Origin of the sequence: Allopontixanthobacter sp., from assembly GCF_034376665.1 — a bacterium.
Lineage (GTDB): Bacteria > Pseudomonadota > Alphaproteobacteria > Sphingomonadales > Sphingomonadaceae > Allopontixanthobacter.
On the sequence record NZ_JAXMJI010000028.1, the window covers coordinates 1 to 15,952 of the forward strand.

Annotated in this window: 17 protein-coding genes; 9 read left to right on the forward strand and 8 right to left on the reverse strand. The window is 62.6% G+C overall.

What is annotated here, in order from left to right; genetic code table 11:
- Window positions 1-572 (reverse strand): Arm DNA-binding domain-containing protein (locus U0988_RS02805; protein WP_322291129.1); only part of this gene is annotated, 572 nt, incomplete at its 3' end.
- A 259-nt stretch (window positions 573-831) separates the two neighbouring features.
- Window positions 832-1,290, reverse strand: coding sequence for a preQ(1) synthase (gene queF, locus U0988_RS02810; protein ID WP_322291130.1), 459 nt, complete (start codon window positions 1,288-1,290; stop codon window positions 832-834).
- A gap of 119 nt (window positions 1,291-1,409) precedes the next feature.
- Here queF and U0988_RS02815 point away from each other — a divergent pair, with 119 nt between their 5' ends.
- The 9 genes from U0988_RS02815 (at window position 1,410) to U0988_RS02855 (ending at window position 10,002) form a co-directional block, all read left to right on the forward strand.
- Entirely contained in the window at window positions 1,410-2,636 is a 1,227-nt protein-coding gene (locus tag U0988_RS02815; protein ID WP_322291131.1) for a hypothetical protein, read from the forward strand.
- 54 nt (window positions 2,637-2,690) lie between these two features.
- Window positions 2,691-3,563 (forward strand): sulfurtransferase, encoded by an 873-nt coding sequence (locus tag U0988_RS02820; RefSeq protein ID WP_322291132.1) that lies wholly within the window; start codon window positions 2,691-2,693, stop codon window positions 3,561-3,563.
- Window positions 3,560-4,783 carry a cystathionine beta-lyase gene (gene metC / locus U0988_RS02825; RefSeq protein WP_322291133.1) on the forward strand — a complete coding sequence of 408 codons (1,224 nt, stop codon included), beginning with the start codon at window positions 3,560-3,562 and terminating at the stop codon, window positions 4,781-4,783. The genes U0988_RS02820 and metC overlap by 4 nt, the downstream gene beginning before the upstream one ends.
- Window positions 4,780-5,859 (forward strand): mechanosensitive ion channel family protein, encoded by a 1,080-nt coding sequence (locus U0988_RS02830; protein WP_322291134.1) that lies wholly within the window; start codon window positions 4,780-4,782, stop codon window positions 5,857-5,859. Before metC ends, U0988_RS02830 begins: the two co-directional genes overlap by 4 nt.
- A 95-nt stretch (window positions 5,860-5,954) precedes the next feature.
- Window positions 5,955-6,713 carry a uroporphyrinogen-III C-methyltransferase gene (gene cobA / locus U0988_RS02835; RefSeq protein WP_322291135.1) on the forward strand — a complete coding sequence of 253 codons (759 nt, stop codon included), beginning with the start codon at window positions 5,955-5,957 and terminating at the stop codon, window positions 6,711-6,713.
- Entirely contained in the window at window positions 6,710-7,006 is a 297-nt protein-coding gene (locus U0988_RS02840) for a DUF2849 domain-containing protein (RefSeq protein WP_322291136.1), read from the forward strand. Before cobA ends, U0988_RS02840 begins: the two co-directional genes overlap by 4 nt.
- Window positions 7,006-8,640: a nitrite/sulfite reductase gene (locus U0988_RS02845; protein WP_322291137.1), complete on the forward strand. Its 1,635-nt coding sequence runs from the start codon at window positions 7,006-7,008 to the stop codon at window positions 8,638-8,640. Before U0988_RS02840 ends, U0988_RS02845 begins: the two co-directional genes overlap by 1 nt.
- A 128-nt stretch (window positions 8,641-8,768) precedes the next feature.
- On the forward strand, window positions 8,769-9,194 hold the full coding sequence (locus tag U0988_RS02850) for a DUF934 domain-containing protein (RefSeq protein ID WP_322291138.1): 426 nt from the start codon (window positions 8,769-8,771) through the stop codon (window positions 9,192-9,194).
- Complete coding sequence (locus U0988_RS02855) at window positions 9,187-10,002, forward strand: phosphoadenylyl-sulfate reductase (RefSeq protein ID WP_322291139.1); 816 nt, start codon at window positions 9,187-9,189, stop codon at window positions 10,000-10,002. Before U0988_RS02850 ends, U0988_RS02855 begins: the two co-directional genes overlap by 8 nt.
- 1 nt (window position 10,003) lies before the next feature.
- Here the strand turns inward: U0988_RS02855 and U0988_RS02860 are convergent, their stop codons facing one another.
- The 6 genes from U0988_RS02860 to U0988_RS02885 all read right to left on the reverse strand — a co-directional run.
- Entirely contained in the window at window positions 10,004-10,912 is a 909-nt protein-coding gene (locus U0988_RS02860) for an NAD-dependent epimerase/dehydratase family protein (RefSeq protein WP_322291140.1), read from the reverse strand.
- A complete protein-coding gene (gene proB / locus U0988_RS02865; protein ID WP_322291141.1) occupies window positions 10,909-12,042 on the reverse strand; it encodes a glutamate 5-kinase in 1,134 nt (377 codons plus the stop codon). The genes U0988_RS02860 and proB overlap by 4 nt, the downstream gene beginning before the upstream one ends.
- 70 nt (window positions 12,043-12,112) lie before the next feature.
- Window positions 12,113-13,168, reverse strand: coding sequence for a GTPase ObgE (gene obgE / locus U0988_RS02870; protein ID WP_322291142.1), 1,056 nt, complete (start codon window positions 13,166-13,168; stop codon window positions 12,113-12,115).
- A gap of 70 nt (window positions 13,169-13,238) precedes the next feature.
- Complete coding sequence (locus tag U0988_RS02875) at window positions 13,239-14,243, reverse strand: hypothetical protein (RefSeq protein ID WP_322291143.1); 1,005 nt, start codon at window positions 14,241-14,243, stop codon at window positions 13,239-13,241.
- Window positions 14,244-14,473: 230 nt separating this feature from the next.
- Complete coding sequence (locus U0988_RS02880) at window positions 14,474-15,256, reverse strand: Bax inhibitor-1/YccA family protein (RefSeq protein WP_322291144.1); 783 nt, start codon at window positions 15,254-15,256, stop codon at window positions 14,474-14,476.
- A 134-nt stretch (window positions 15,257-15,390) separates the two neighbouring features.
- Window positions 15,391-15,952, reverse strand: a 562-nt coding sequence (locus tag U0988_RS02885; protein ID WP_322291145.1) for a pyrroline-5-carboxylate reductase family protein, incomplete at its 5' end; no start/stop codon positions are given.

Below are 15,952 nucleotides of genomic sequence, written 5' to 3' on the forward strand. Positions count from 1 at the left end.
GGATTAACGCCAACGGCATTCCAACCCCAACGCTCTGACAAGTTCAAAAGTCGCGACAATAAGGATAACATTCGATTGGCGCGATATGGTCTGTCGCGCATCGATTTGTGCAAAGCATCGACTTCCTGTGTCGTCAGTTCATTGATCAAGCGACTGCCCAATTTCGGAGCAATTATATCCGTCCACGTTGAATAATAGTCGCTCTGTGTCGTTGCTTTTTTCAACGGCAAATGGTCCGCTTCGAAACGGGCCCAGGCATCACTCAGCTTTGGGCTGCTAACCTCCGAAGCAGCTCTCGAAGCTTGCGGATCCTCACCTTGCGCCACTGCGGCTGAAGCTTGCTGCGCAAGCTTCCTCGCCTGATCTACTGTAATTGCTCCATGTGTCCCCAGCGAAAGCCATCGCTGTCGGCCCGACCTTCCCCCTGCATTTCTGTACTTGAGAACGTACTTACGCGTTCCAGTCGGAAGCACCTTCGTACCGAAACCTGCAATGCGATCATCCCATAGATACGATGCTCCACTGGCGGGGATCGGAACTGCTTCGACACTTGTTTTGGTAAGTTTTGCCATAGGGACCTAACTGCGCATCATTTATCGCTCCTTATAAGCGATCAGAGCAGCTCCAGCAACCACATAGCAACCACCGCAGACTGTAATCGGACGTATTCAAGAGTAGAGTGCGGTAACGGGTTACCATATTTTATTGTTTTGGATCTGATGCTTACAGAGGATAGCGGTAGCTCAGAGTAAACTGGAGTAGCCGCATAAATCTTGATTTGTAATCAGGGGGCCGGGGGTTCGAATCCTCCAGCCGGCACCAGTTTTCCGATCATCCCCGGCCGCGATAGCCCGCTACGCCCTGATCCGGCACCCACAACCCCTCGGGCGGCGCGCCGGTTTGCCAGAAAATGTCGATCGGAATGCCCCCGCGAGGGTACCAGTAGCCCCCGATGCGCAGCCAGCGCGGCTTCATTTCGCGCACCAACCGCTCTGCTATGCCGACGGTCACGTCCTCGTGAAAACCGGCATGGTTGCGGAACGATCCGAGAAACAGTTTCAAGGATTTCGATTCGACTATCGTCCGGTCGGGCGCGTAATCGATCACCAGATGCGCAAAGTCCGGCTGCCCGGTTACCGGGCAAAGCGATGTGAACTCCGGCGCGGAAAAGCGGACCATGTAAACCGAACCCATGCGCGGATTGGGCACGTAGTCGAGCGCAGCCTCTTCCGGAGAAGCGGGCAACGGCGTCGTCTTGCCTAGGAAGGCGGGGGAAGGTGTGTCGCTCATGCCGCGCTGATGCCGCGAACGTGCGCGCGATACAAGTCACCTGTGGCATGTTGCCAGTTCAATCCCTATTAAGCCGGGCCCGACTATGTGCCCCATCCCTGCGGACCCAATCTCCAACTATGCGCTCTGGACTGACTTCATCCCTGCTCGCGATCGCACTTGCGCATGGCAGCCTGGCGCTAGCGGGCGCGGCCGTGGCCGCGGTGCCCGCTGCGACGGCGACCCCGCCCGCCGGGTTCCGCCTGCCTCCCGCGCCAAGTCCGACACCAACCAGCGCCCCCGAAGTGCAGGGACCGGTGGACATTGAAGGACCGGTCCCGATCGAGCCGCGGGTGATTCGCACGCCGCGTCCCTCGCCCACCCCGGCACCCACGGCAACGCAGCGACAGCTACCGACAATTCTGGCGGATCCTTCGCCCACAACGCCGCGGGAGACCCGGCGGTTTACACCGGCAGCGCGGGCGGCTCCGGGGCAGATCTCGCCGGGTGAGGCTCCTTCGTCCGGTCCGTCCGCATCGGCACCGCTCGACCTGACGCCAGCCGAACCGACCACCGGAAGTCTGCCGACCGCCGCGGCCTTACCGGGGCTGGGCGAGAGCCAGCCCGAAGCCGCAATTGCCGGAATAGCGGAGGATCAGGGCGGATCGTTCAACTGGTCGATGTGGCTGGCGCTGGCGGCTGCGTTGGTGGCAGCGGGTGCCGCGTATCTTTGGCACGTGCGAAGGCGGACGGCGCTCGCCGGGTTCGCGCCGATTGAACCGCCACTTGTTCGCCGTACCGATCCCGCCCCGTCTCCGAAGGCAGCTCCGGCGCCTGCCCCTGCTCCGGCTCCACCGAAGGTTCCGGCCAATCGCCCCACCGCCGCAGCCACGACCCGCACATTCTCGATCCAGGTGGTCCCCGGGAAACTCAGCCGCAGCATGATGAACGCAACCTTGTCCTGCGCCATTACCATCCAGAACCATTCGGCGCTGGCGTTCGAGAATCTGCAGATATCCGGGGATCTGGTGACGGCTCACGGCAAGGTCCCGGCGAGCGAACAACTGGCTGATGGCACGACCGAGTTGGCTCCGTTGGACACGATGCAGGCGCTAGCCGCCGGCGAGAAGGCCGAACTGACCGCCACCCTCAACCTCCCGGTCGGCCAAATCCGGACGATCGCCCAAGGCCGCGCGACGCTTTACGTGCCGCTGCTGCGGCTGCGGGTGGCGGGTGACGGGCTCGATCCGGTCACGCAGACATTCGTAATCGGGATGAAGCCGCCCGGAAGTGGCAAGGTGCAGCCTTTTCGCCTCGACGAGATGCCGCAGACATACAACCAGATCGGCAGCCGTGCGCTGGACTAAGCGCTGCGTGCCAGCCCCCTCGACTGACCGCGCTATGCCCGCTACTCCGGGAAAATGGATAATCCAGCAAAGGTCGGAATACTCGTAAGCACGGCTCAACTCGCCGAAGCGCACGGTGATGATGACCTGATCATTCTCGACGCGTCGGCCCATTTACCCGGCGAAGGACGCGATCCGGCAGCGGAATTTGCCGCCAGCCATATCAAGGGTGCCCGTTTTCTCGACCTGCCGGGTCTCGTTGACAGAACCTCGCCCGTGCCCGCAGCACTGCCCCGTGCCGACCAGTTCGAGCAGCGGATGCGCGATCTCGGAGTTACCCGCGGCAGCCGCGTCGTGCTGTATGATGACAGCAAATTGCGCAGCAGCGCCCGTGCATGGTTTATCTGCCGGATGTTCGGCCTCGAAAATCTGGCAGTCCTCGACGGCGGATTCGGAAAATGGAAAGCGGAAGAGTTGCCGGTCGAAAGTGGCAGACCTGACCCCGCCCCCTCAGATTTCAAGGTCGCAACGGATGATCGCAGCCGGGTACGCAGCAAGGCGGATATGCTCGCCAATATCGGCAGACGGACAGAACAGGTGCTCGATGCCCGAGATGCCCAGCGCTTCAGCGGTGAGACCGGGGATCACGTGCACGATCTGCCGGGCGGCCATATTCCCGGTGCGGTGAGCCTGCCGTTCCCGAACGTCCTCAAAGAAGACGGCACTTTCAAGCGCGGCGATGCCTTGCGCGCCGCTTTCGAGGCTGCCGGAGTCGACCTGTCAGCGCCGGTAACCGGAACCTGTGGCAGCGGAGTGACCGCATCGGTGCTGTTGTTCGCGCTCGAACTGCTCGGCAAGGAGGATATTGCCCTGTACGATGGCAGTTGGAGCGAATGGGGCGCCGATCCTGCCACGCCCAAGGAAACCGGAGCGGCACGAGGAACATGAGCGGGGGCAAGAAATCGAAGGGCGATCCGACTACCGGGCATGGCACCAGGCTGGTCGCCGCCGGACGGAAGCCCGAATGGACCGGGGCGGTGGTCAATCCCCCGATCTGGCGCGGCAGCACTCATCTCTACCCCGATGTCGCGTCCCTGAAAGAGCAGGTGAAGCGCAATCGGGACGGTGACTTTTTCTACGGCCGCCGCGGATCGCCCACCCAGTGGGCGCTCGCCGATGCGCTTACCGGCCTGGAACCGGGCGCGGAAGGAACCGTGCTCTACCCAAGCGGCGTGGCCGCGATTGCCGGGTCGCTGATGGCGGTGCTGAGGCCCGGCGATGTGCTGCTGGTGACGGACAACGCCTATGAGCCCAGCCGCACGATGGCGACCGGTCTGCTGGGCCAACTTGGCGTGGAAGCACGCTTTTTCGATCCGCTCGACGTCGCCGGCTTTGTAGGCCAGTTCTGCGAGCGGACCCGGGCGGTGCTGCTTGAAAGCCCGGGCAGCCTGACGATGGAAGTACAGGATGTCCCCGCCCTCACCGTCATCGCGCGCGAGAAGGGCGCGGTCAGCCTGATCGATAACACCTGGGCAACGCCGCTGGGCTTTCCCGCGCTGGAGCATGGCTGCGACATCGCGATCATGTCGCTTACCAAACACGTGGGCGGCCATTCCGACCTGATGATGGGCAGTTCATCGGCGAAAGCGCCGCTGTACCGCAAATTGCGCCAGACTGCGCAGGCATTGGGCCAGGTGGTGTCGCCCGATGACGCGGCACTGGCGCTGCGCGGGCTGCGCACCATTGGGCTGCGGCTGGAGCGTTCGGCCGCCACCGCACTGGAAGTGGCGCAGTGGCTGGCGGGGCGCAGCGATGTTGCCCATGTACTTTGTCCGTTCCTGCCCGGCGCGCCCGGATATGAATTGTGGCGACGCGACTTTTCCGGCAGCTGCGGCCTGTTCAGCTTTATCCTCAAGGGACAAAGTGAAGCAGCTCGGGCGCGGCTGATCGATGCGCTCGAACTGTTCGGTATCGGTTTCAGCTGGGGCGGATTCGAAAGCCTCGCCATTCCGATCGATCCGGCAAGCATTCGCACCGGCAGCGCCTGGCCGCCCTCGCAGTGGGAAAGCGGTGACCGATACGGAATTCGCCTGTCCATCGGGCTGGAGGACGCCGCCGACCTGATTGCCGACCTTGAACAGGGCTTTGCCGCAATGGAGCAGACATGACTGTAACGGCCGAAATTCCCGCAGAAGCCGCGCCCGGTGCGGCCGTGACGCCGACCGCGACGCCCGCTTCCACACCGACCGTGGACCCGGTGCCTGTCGCGACCCCGACACAGCCGGTTTCGGCGGCGGAAGGGATCAAGGACGCGGTGGCCGACCGAAGCAATTTCGTCGGCGACATGGCCAACACTCTCGACAGCATGGCGCTCAGCGTCGGCGAAATGCGAGTATCGGTGTGGGACGCCTTCGTGGTCGTCCTGGTCATCGTTGGCGTGGTGACCGCAGCGTTCTTCATCAGCAAGCTGCTCCAAAGTATGCTGAAGCGGATCACCAAGCTGGACGTTACCCAGCGGCTGCTCGCGGAAAAGCTGATTACCGTCGGCGTCTGGGTAATCGCCATCCTGCTGGGTATCGATCTGCTGGGCATCGACCTGACGGCCCTGGCGGTATTTTCCGGTGCCTTCGGCCTGGCGGTCGGTTTCGGTTTGCAGAAGACCTTCGGCAATCTGATTGCCGGAATAATCCTGCTGATGGACCGTTCGATCAAGCCGGGCGATGTGATCGCAGTAGCCGATCAGAGCGGCCTTGCGACCTTTGGACAGATCCGGAAGATCGGTATTCGGGCCGTCTCCATTACCACCCGCGATCAGAAGGAATATCTGATCCCGAACGAAAATCTGATGATCAACCAGGTGGAAAACTGGTCCTATTCGTCCAAGCAGGTGCGGATGCAGGTGCCGGTCGGGGTATCCTATAATTGCGACATCAAGCAGGCCGAAAAGCTGATGCTGGAAGCCGCCGCTGCGTGCAAGCGGGTGCTGAAAAGCCCGCCGCCTACGGTGTGGCTCGATCAGTATGGCGACAGTTCCGTGAACTTCATCATCCACTGCTGGATCACCGACCCGGAGGCGGGCATCGGCAATGTGAAATCGGAAGTCCTGAAGAAACTTTGGGACCTGTTCCAGGAACAGGGCATCGAAATCCCATTCCCCCAGCGCGACATCAATCTGCGCAACAACGAACAATTCGAGCAACTGATCGCGGCCATCGGACAACGGCTGGAGGATCGCAAGACCTGAGGTTGCGGGCATCGGCGGCCCGCTGATACGTTTTCTAGCCGGTCGGAAATCCATTCTCGCTGGCGGCTGGCGCTTTGTGCGGCCATTTACGCAGCATGGAGAATATTGGAACAGTCTATCTGGTGGGCGCGGGGCCGGGTGATCCCGACCTGTTGACGCTGCGCGCTGCGCGGCTGCTGCAGTCTGCGCGGCTGATCGTTCATGACGGGCTGGTCGATCCTGCAATTCTGGCCATGGCACGCGGTGACGCGGTACTGATTTCCGTTGCCAAGCAGCGTTCGAAACACACAGTCCCGCAGGAAGAAATCAACGCCTTGCTCATCCGCGAAGCGCTCGCGGGCCGGGACGTCGTCCGTTTGAAAGGCGGCGATCCGTTCATTTTCGGGCGCGGCGGCGAAGAGGTGGAGGATTGCCGCGCTGCCGGTGTGCCGGTGGTGGTGGTGCCGGGAATCAGCGCCGCCAATGGAGCAGCGGCCGCCGCGCAGATCGCCCTCACCCACCGTGACGCGGCGAGCATTGTCAGCTTCGTGGCGGGCCAATGCAAGGGGCTCTCCGAACAGGATTGGGCTGGGCTGGCCGGAAAGGGCCGCACGCTGGTGATCTATATGGGCGTGAAAACCGCGCCGCAAATCGCTGAAAAGCTCATGGCCGATGGCCTCGCTCCGGATATGCCAGTCGCGATCATCGAAAATGCCGCCCGTCCCGAAATGCGGGTGCTGCGCGGGGTGCTGGCGGGCTTGCCCGACCTGGTCGCGGATGAACAGGTGGTCAGCCCTGCGCTGATCGTCATCGGAGAAGTAACCGCCCGCACGAATATCCAGCTGGCCCATATTGCGCAGGAAGCTACGGCGTGAAGATTCTTACCGGAAATGACCTCAAGACCGGTGCGGTCACCTGGTGGGATGGCTCCGACTGGTCGCTCCATGTCGGCGAGGCGGTGGATGTCGGGGAAGACGGCGACGCCATCCTCGCCCGCGAGGAAGCGGCCCGCCGGGTCAATGCGGCCTATGCCATCGATGCGGAAATGACCGCCAGCGGCGTGCGCCCGGCCCATATCAAGGACCGCATCCGCGGCCTCGGCCCCACGGTGCGCCCCGATCTCACTCTCAAACCAGGCGATCCGAACGCGGTCCGCGAGGTAATCTGATGTATAAATATGACCAATGGGATCAGGCGATGGTCGATGCGCGGGTGGCGGAATTCCGCGACCAGTGCCAGCGGCGGATCGAAGGAAAGCTGACCGAAGACCAGTTCAAGCCACTGCGGCTGATGAACGGGCTTTATCTCCAGCTCCACGCCTATATGCTGCGGGTGGCGATCCCCTACGGCACGCTGAGCGGGGCGCAGATGCGTACTCTGGGCAACATTGCCGACACATTCGACCGCAAATACGGCCATTTCACCACCCGCCAGAATATCCAGTACAACTGGATCAAGCTGGAAGAAGCGCCCGACATTCTGGCCGCGCTCGCCAAAGTGGAAATGCACGCCATCCAGACCAGCGGCAATTGCATCCGCAACATCAGCTCGGACCATTTCGCCGGCGCGGCGGCGGACGAGGTCGTCGATCCCCGCCCCTATGCCGAACTGCTTCGCCAATGGTCCAGTTTCCACCCGGAATTCAGCTATCTGCCGCGCAAGTTCAAATTCGCAGTGATCGCCAGCGAGACCGACCGCGCGGCGATGCGGCTACACGACATCGGGATCAACATTGTCCGCAATGATGCAGGCGAATTGGGCGCGGCGTTCTATGTCGGCGGCGGCATGGGCCGCACCCCGATGATTGCCCCGCTGATCAACGGTTTCGTCCCGCTGGATCAGTTGATCACCTATGCCGAAGCCTGCCTGCGGGTCTACAACCGCTACGGGCGGCGCGACAACAAGTACAAGGCGCGGATCAAGATCCTGGTGCACGAACTGGGCGCGGAGGAATACACCCGTCAGGTCGAGGAAGAATTCGCGCTGCTGCTGGCGCAGAATATCGAACCTCCCTTTGCCGAGCTGGAACGGATTCGCACCTATTTCGAAGACCCGGCATTCGTTGCCGATGCCGCGGATGAACTTGATCGTTCGGACCCCGAATTCGCGGTCTGGAGTGATCGGAACACCCATCCGCACAAGGCACCGGGTTATGTCAGCGCGGTGATCAGCCTGAAGCCGGTGGGCGGCATTCCGGGCGATGCCACGGCGGACCAGATGCGGCTGATGGCCGATCTGGCCGAGCAATACAGTTTCGACGAATGCCGCGTGACGCACACCCAGAACATCGTGCTACCCCACGTCCGTAAGGCCGATTTGTTCGCCCTATGGCAGAAACTGGACGCCGCCGGTCTGGGCACGCCCAATCTGGACCAGGTCGGCGACATCATCGCCTGCCCCGGGCTCGATTACTGCAGCCTCGCCAACGCCCGCTCGATCCCGATCGCGCAGCAGATTTCGCAGCGCTTCGCAGCCAATGGCAAGGGCGAAATCCTCGGCGAATTGAAACTGAAAATCTCCGGCTGCATCAACGCCTGTGGGCATCATCACGCGGGCCATATCGGTATCCTTGGCGTCGACAAGAAGGGCGTCGAGAATTACCAATTGTCGCTCGGCGGGAGCGAGGCGGAAGATACTTCGCTGGGCAAGATCACCGGCCGCGGGTTTGACGAAGCTGGCATCGTCGACGCGGTGGAGACCTCCGTCGATGTCTATCTGGCGCAGCGCAAGGACGGGGAGCGTTTCCTCGACACCTACCGCCGCATCGGCATGGAACCCTTCAAGGAGGCGCTATATGGTTGATTTCAACTCTTGTGCGAAATCCTTCGACAGGCTCAGGATGAGCGGTGTTGGGGATGAATTCCAGAAATATCCGCTTGTGCTGAGCTTGTCGAAGCACGCTGGCGCAACGCCCGTTACGAGAACATCCCATGCCTAGCACGCTCCGCTTCCGCGATGATGCGCCGGTTTCCGACCCGGCGGTGACGGTCGAGGCCTTCACAGATCAGACCAACGCGCTCGCCGTTCGGATCGAACCAGGTGAAGACGCGCGCGCACTGCTGCCGTTCCTCGATCGGCTTCGGCTAGTGGAAGTGAACTTCCCGGCCTTTGGCGATGGCCGCGGCTATTCTGCGGCACGTATCCTGCGTGAAGCGGGTTACACCGGCGAACTGCGCGCTGTGGGCGATGTGCTGGTTGACCAGATCAGCCATATGAAACGCTGCGGGTTCGACGCGTTCCAGCCCGATCAGCCGCTGGATCCGGGCGATGTCGAAAACGCGCTGTCCCGCTGGCCGGAAGTCTATCAAGCGACCACCGATGGGCGGGTGCCGATCTGGAATCTGCGGCATGGCTGAAGCCGATCCGGGTGCCGTGCCCCCTTCAACAATCGCCCGCGTCCGTGACCGCATCGATACAGCACCGCGATTCAGCGAGTCCGACGCCATTCGCCTCAACCGTATGTTCCGCGGGCGCGATACACTCGAAATGCTGCGCAGCGTGATCGAGGACGGGCTGGTCGGTGAACTTGCCACAGTATCGAGCTTCGGCGCGGAAAGCGCTGTTTTGCTGCACCTGGTTGCGACTGTCGATCCATCCTTGCCGGTGCTGTTCCTGGAAACAGGCAAGCATTTTCCCGAAACGCTCGTCTATCGCGATACGCTGGCAAGGCAGCTCGGCCTGACGGGGCTGCGCAATCTAGTGCCCGATCCTGCGACGCTGGCGGCCAAAGACGAAACCGGGCTGCGCTGGTCCTACGATCCCGATGGCTGCTGCGACATTCGCAAGGTGCTGCCGCTGGCTAGCGCGCTATCCGGCTTCGACGCCACGATCACCGGGCGCAAGGCGTTCCAGTCCTCCACCCGGGCAAACCTGCCGCGGTTCGAAGTGGATACATCCGATGCGCAGGGGCGGCTAAAAATCAACCCGCTGATCGACTGGAGCGGCGAAGATATCCAAGCCTATTTCGAAGCACACGATCTGCCCCGCCACCCACTTGTGGAAGCAGGCTATCCCTCGATCGGCTGCGCGCCCTGCACCAGCAAGGTCGCGCCGGGCGAGGATCCGCGTTCGGGCCGGTGGAAGGGCTGGGAAAAGACCGAATGCGGCATCCATTCACCTACTGATGACGATGACCTGCCGCCGGGATACGAACCGGCGTTCTGAGTCACAACCAGCCCTGCTGACGGTACCATTCCGCGGTCGATTTGAGTCCATCCTGAGTGGCTATCGAGGGTGTCCAGACATCCGCCGGAACGGATCTGTCGGACCGGACTACCCAGTTCGGGTGGCACATATAGCCAACCCGGTCTGCTGTCAGCTTGGCAGCGTTGCCCCTCAACAACCGGTCTAATCGGGCCGCGCCTAGCAACACCGACCTGGGCAAATGCGGGGCGACTACTCGGCGGCCGACGGCATCACCGATGGCAGCGGCCATTTCCTTGTGCGACCAGCCGCCCTCGCGTCCGTCATCAGGCTCGAACAGCTGATGGCGAACCCGCGGCGAGGACGGCAGCAGGGCAATAAGCAGGCGCGCCAGATCGTCCACATGGATCAATGATGTCGCCCCGCCCGGTGGCAAGGGGATGAAACCCAGCCGGGCGCTCTTGAACAGTTCAAACATGTCCTTGTCCCGCGGCCCGTACACGGCTGGCGGCCTGACGATCGTCCAGTCGAGGCCGCTCCTGGCAACCAGATCCTCCGCCTGAGCCTTGGACGCGCCATAGGCCGACAACGACGCCTCGCGCGCCGACAGCGAGGACACGAAGACGCACCGCTCGACCCCGGCCCGTTTGGCCGCTGCCAGGACCGCAGCGGTCCCGGCGACATTGGCGGCCGTGAAGTTTGCGGGGTCGGGTGTATTGGTAAGGCCGGCAATATGAAGCACCGCGTCCGCCCCCGCCAACAGCCGGTCCAAGGCGGCTGTGTCGCCGAGATTGCCCGCCACCCATTCGATATCTTGCCGGTCTTCGGGCACGGTACGTGCAAGCACCCGCGCCGCCGCCCCGCGCTGCTGCATCAAGTCCAGAACCGCCTGCCCGACAAAGCCGGTGCCGCCGGTAACGGCAATTTTCACAACAGCACCATGTGATCGCGGTGAATTACCGCCGGGCGCGGCGCGTAGCCGAGCCTTCCCGCCTGCCCGCTTTCCCGAACTCCCATGATCGCGCGGCATTCGGCGGCGGAATATTCCGCCAGCCCCTGCGCCAGAATACGTCCCTCCGCACCCGCGATACTCACCACATCGCCGCGGGCAAAGTCACCCTCGACGGCGGTAATCCCGGCGGCGAGCAGGCTGGAACCCCTCGCCAGCGCATCGCCGCATCCGCTGTCAACCACCAGCGTCCCGCGCAGATCGATCCGTCCGCCGAGCCACGCCTTGCGGCCCCCATCGCGCCGCTGCGGCACGAACAGCGTTCCCCGCCCGGCATCCAGTGCCGTTTGGATTGGGCGGTCCCGGGTGCCGTTGATGATCGCCAGCGCGATTCCGGCCCGCTCGGCAATCTCGGCGGCCTGCAATTTCGAGATCATCCCGCCCGAACCAAGCCCGGATGCCGAACCGCTGTCGGCCATGGCCCGGATTTCATCGGTCACGCCGTCCACCCGGCCCAGAAGGACCGCCGCAGGGTCAGACGGATTGCGGTCATACAACCCGTCCACATCGGACAGCAGCAGCACCGCGTCCGCCCCCGCCGCTTGCGCCACCCGTGCGGCGAGGCGGTCGTTATCGCCGAAACGGATTTCCTCGGTCGCAACGCTGTCGTTCTCGTTCACGACCGGGACGATGCCTGCCGCGAGCAGCCGTGCGAGTGTCGATGAGGCGTTGAGGTAGCGCCGCCGATCCTCCAGATCGCCGAGCGTCACCAGCATTTGCGCTGCGCTGAGCCCGTGCTGCTCCAGCAGCCGCGACCACATTCCGGCCAGCGCGATCTGCCCCACCGATGCCGCGGCCTGCGCATCGGCCAGACTGCCGCGCCCCCCTTTGGCCAGCCCCATACGTGCCGCGCCCAAGGCAATCGCGCCCGAACTGACCAGCACCACTTGCTGCCCGCCAGCCTGCAGGGCGGCTACTTCCGCGACCAAACCGTTCAACCAGTCAAGCCGCGGCTGGCCATTCGCGCCAACCAGCAGCGCGGAACCGACCTTGATCACCAGCCGTTTGGTGGCGGCCGGATCGGACAATTGGTGAAGCTGCGTAATGGCCATCGGCAGGGCGTTAGCGGCTGGCGCGAACGAATAGAAGTCCCGCCGAACGCATCACCTCAGTGCGGTGACATTACAGCGGAGACCAGGGCGCTGCTTCGGAGGTGTCTTCCTCCTCCCGGCCCTTGGTTTCGGTCGCTGTGCGGCCTGGCAGATGCTGCAGCACCGCGTCGAGCAGGTCTTGCACACCGTGCCCGGTCGCGCCGGACAGGGCGAAAACCTTGTCAGCACCCGCCGCGCGCAATTCTTTGGCAAATCCTTCGACCAATTCCTCATCCGCCAGGTCGACCTTGTTGAGCGCGATAAGCTGCACCTTGTCCTCCAGCCCCGCGCCGTATGCTGCCAGTTCGGCGTCGACGATCTGCATCGCCTCGGCGGGATCATCACCCGTGATGTCGACCAGATGGATCAGCACCCGGCAGCGTTCGATATGGCCGAGGAAGCGGTCCCCGATGCCCGCACCCTCTGCCGCACCCTCGATCAGGCCGGGAATATCGGCTATCACGAACTCGCGGTTCTTGTGGCGCACGACACCGAGCTTCGGGACCAGCGTGGTGAAGGCGTAAGCGCCGACCTTCGCCTGCGCATTTGAAACCGCGTTGATGAAGGTCGATTTGCCGGCATTGGGAAGGCCGAGCAGGCCAACATCGGCCAGCAGCTTGAGCCTCAGCCAGACCCACATTTCCTGGCCCGCTTCACCCGGCTGATGCTGGCGCGGGGCGCGATTGGTGGAACTCTTGAAGCTGGCATTGCCGCGCCCGCCCATCCCGCCTTCGAGAAAGGTGATTTCCTGGCCGACCTCGGTGAAATCGGCGAGCACATCTTCCTTGTCTTCCGACAGGATCTGCGTGCCGACCGGCACTTCGATCACCAGCGGGTCTGCGCCCGCGCCGGTCCGGTCACGGCCCATGCCGTGGGTTCCGCGCTTGGCCTTGAAATGCTGCGAATAACGAAAGTCGATCAGCGTGTTGAGGCCCTGCACGGCGCGGAACACAATGTCCCCGCCCTTGCCGCCGCTGCCTCCGTCGGGGCCGCCATATTCGATGTATTTTTCACGCCGGAAGCTGACGGCACCGGGGCCGCCCGCGCCGGAACGGAGGAAAATCTTGGCTTGATCGAGAAAATGCATGGTCGCCCCTTAGAGGTTCCCGCCCGATCGCACGAGTCCTGTTATTGCCTCTGGCGGGCGCGCAGCATCGTCAGTCGCCTTCGCCGGGTATCGGGGCAACCACCGGATTGGACACAAAGACCGGATCAGATGCCAGAGCGGCGGTTTGTGACACCCCGGGTTCCGGAACATCGGTGGCCGCCGGTGTTGTTGCGGAATCGGCAAACACAGATGGAACGACAGTCGGGCCGGCTTCCACTCTCGCCGGCGCAGCAATTATCTCCGCCGTCGGCACTGCGGTGGGGGCCGTATCCGGGCGTTCCACCACGGGTTCCGAAATGAACACCGGCTCGCCGCGCACTTCCGGGCCAAAGCCCTGATCGGCAGGGGTGTAATAGGCCGGCCCCGTGTACGACGCCGGATTGACAGGCTGGGGCGGGCCGTAGCGCGCATCCCACATCGCCACATTGACCCGGTATTGCTCATAGGACCGGTAAAAATCCTCGAACACCGCTTCCAGGGACTGAAGGCCGCGGACGGCGAACGTCTTGAGATCGGCCGGAGCCACCAGCAGCGACTCCGCAGCAACTCTGGTGGCCACGTTGCAGAACTCATCGATCGCGGGGGGCAACGCGAAATAATTATAGACCTGGGTCATGTAATTATCCTGAGCGGTCTGGCCCTGCGAACCGTAGCGATCCCGGAACTGCTTGGTCACTTCCCGGTTGACCGTCGCCAATTCCCGCTTGTTGCGGTCGAGCAGCGATGCGTAGGCGGGCAATATGGTCGCGTGCTGGGTATCCCGGCAATTCAGCGCTGCGACATTGAGGGCAGAGCGCAGGTTCCACACGGTCTGTTCCGGCGTGATGTTGTAATTCACCGTCTGCCGAATGCCATCCGCGCCAACCGCGGGTATTGCCATCAAGGACACGGCACCGCTGGGCGGAGTAGGCCGTGCGGGAATGATTACCTGAACTGGCGGCGGAGGTGGGGGCGGAGGAGGCGGTGGTGGCGGCGGCGTAGCGCACGCGGCCAGCGCGGCCAGCCCCAAGGCCAGTACGAGGATGCGAATTGGTGGCTGGCTCGGTTCGGACATTAAGCGCGGCTCTCCTGCATGTCCGGTATCATGGCCGGACCCCCTTGTTTTCGATACGCTACCGTGCGGAGCCTTTCGCTGCGCTTAATCCGGTATCGTCAGAGGCTGATGTGTAACGCCGCGCGCAGACAAAGAAAATGCCCGGAGTGCATCAGGCACTCCGGGCATCGTCAGGACGAGTCCTGTATGCGGTCAGTTGAATCCGCCAGCATTCCGCCAGCGGCCAGGGATCACTCGCGCGAACCCATGAACCGCAGCAGGAACAGGAACATGTTGATGAAATCAAGATACAAGCTGAGTGCGCCCATTACGACCAACTTGCCCATGGGATATGCTTGAGCGATCGCCGGATTGGTTACCTTGGCATTCTGGATGGCGAGATATTCGCGCTTCAACCGCTGTGTATCATAGGCCGTCAGGCCTGCGAAAATCAGCACGCCGAGGAAGCTAATCGCCAGATCGAAACCCTGCGATTCAAACACAAGGGAGTTCAACAGCATTGCTATGATCAGCCCGAACACACCCATAATCAAAAAAGTGCCCATGCCGGACAGATTCTTCTTGGTAGTGTAACCGAACAGACTCAGGCCCGCAAAGGCCCCCGCGGTAGCGAAAAAGGTCGCTGTGATCGAACCGATTTCATAAACAATGAAAATATAGGATAGCGAAAGGCCCATGGCCACCGCAAAGCCCCAGAACATCCCCTGCAGGCCGGCAGTGCTAAACTTATTTTGTCCAAAGCTCATCGCCAGTACGAAACCGAGCGGAGCGAGCATGATGATCCAGCTCAAAATCCCGCCACTCAGCAGCACACTTTCCGTCAATCCGGACTGTGCAAAAAGTAGTGAAACAATACCCGTCAGCAGCACGCCCGAAGCCATGTAATTGTAAATCGACAGCATGTGCTTGCGCAGCCCTGCGTCGAATATCTCGCGGCCCGCGACTTCACCCGTCAGGTTTGGAGACGTTCCGAAACCCGTCCGTGCGGTGCGGGGATCTTTCCAATCTGCCATTGTGATATTTACTCCTTTTCCGGCACCGTTCCGATACCGGTTCTGGGCGCAATATCGGGGTAAGCGCGGCAATTTTCAAGTAAAACCGGACAATATCGGTCCACCACGCGGGCGCACAGAAACTAAGGCGAAACTTAACCCTTGTCTGCGGCCATTTCCGCCATTTCCGCGCCCCGATCGCGCGCGGCGCGCAGGCATTGCTGAAGCAAATTCTGCAAGGCCGCGCCGTCATCGAGCACATCGAGACCCTTCTGAGTCATCCCGCCCTTGCTCGCGACGCGGCGAGCTAGTTCTGCCGGGGAATGCTCCGACGAAGCCGCAAGCGCGCTCGCACCTTCCACCATCGCGAGAGCCAGGCGGTCGGCCTGCGCGCGGTCCAGCCCCAGCTCCGCCGCGCCGCCAGCCAGCGCGTCGATGAACCGGAAAACGAACCCCGGCCCCGAACCGGCGAGCGCAGTGACGAGGTTGAACTGGCTTTCATCCTCCAGCCATTCCGCGCTGCCGAGCGCCTCCGCAAGCCGGGTCAGCTCTTCCCGCTGCGCATCATCCAGCCCCGAGGCGGCCAATGCATTGGGGGATTTGCGCAAGGCAACCGCCAGATTCGGCATGAACCGCGCAATGCCGCCCGCGCGGGGAAACACCCGCTTCAGCCCTGCGAGATCGACCCCGGCAAGCACGGAAACCAGTACTGTCTCA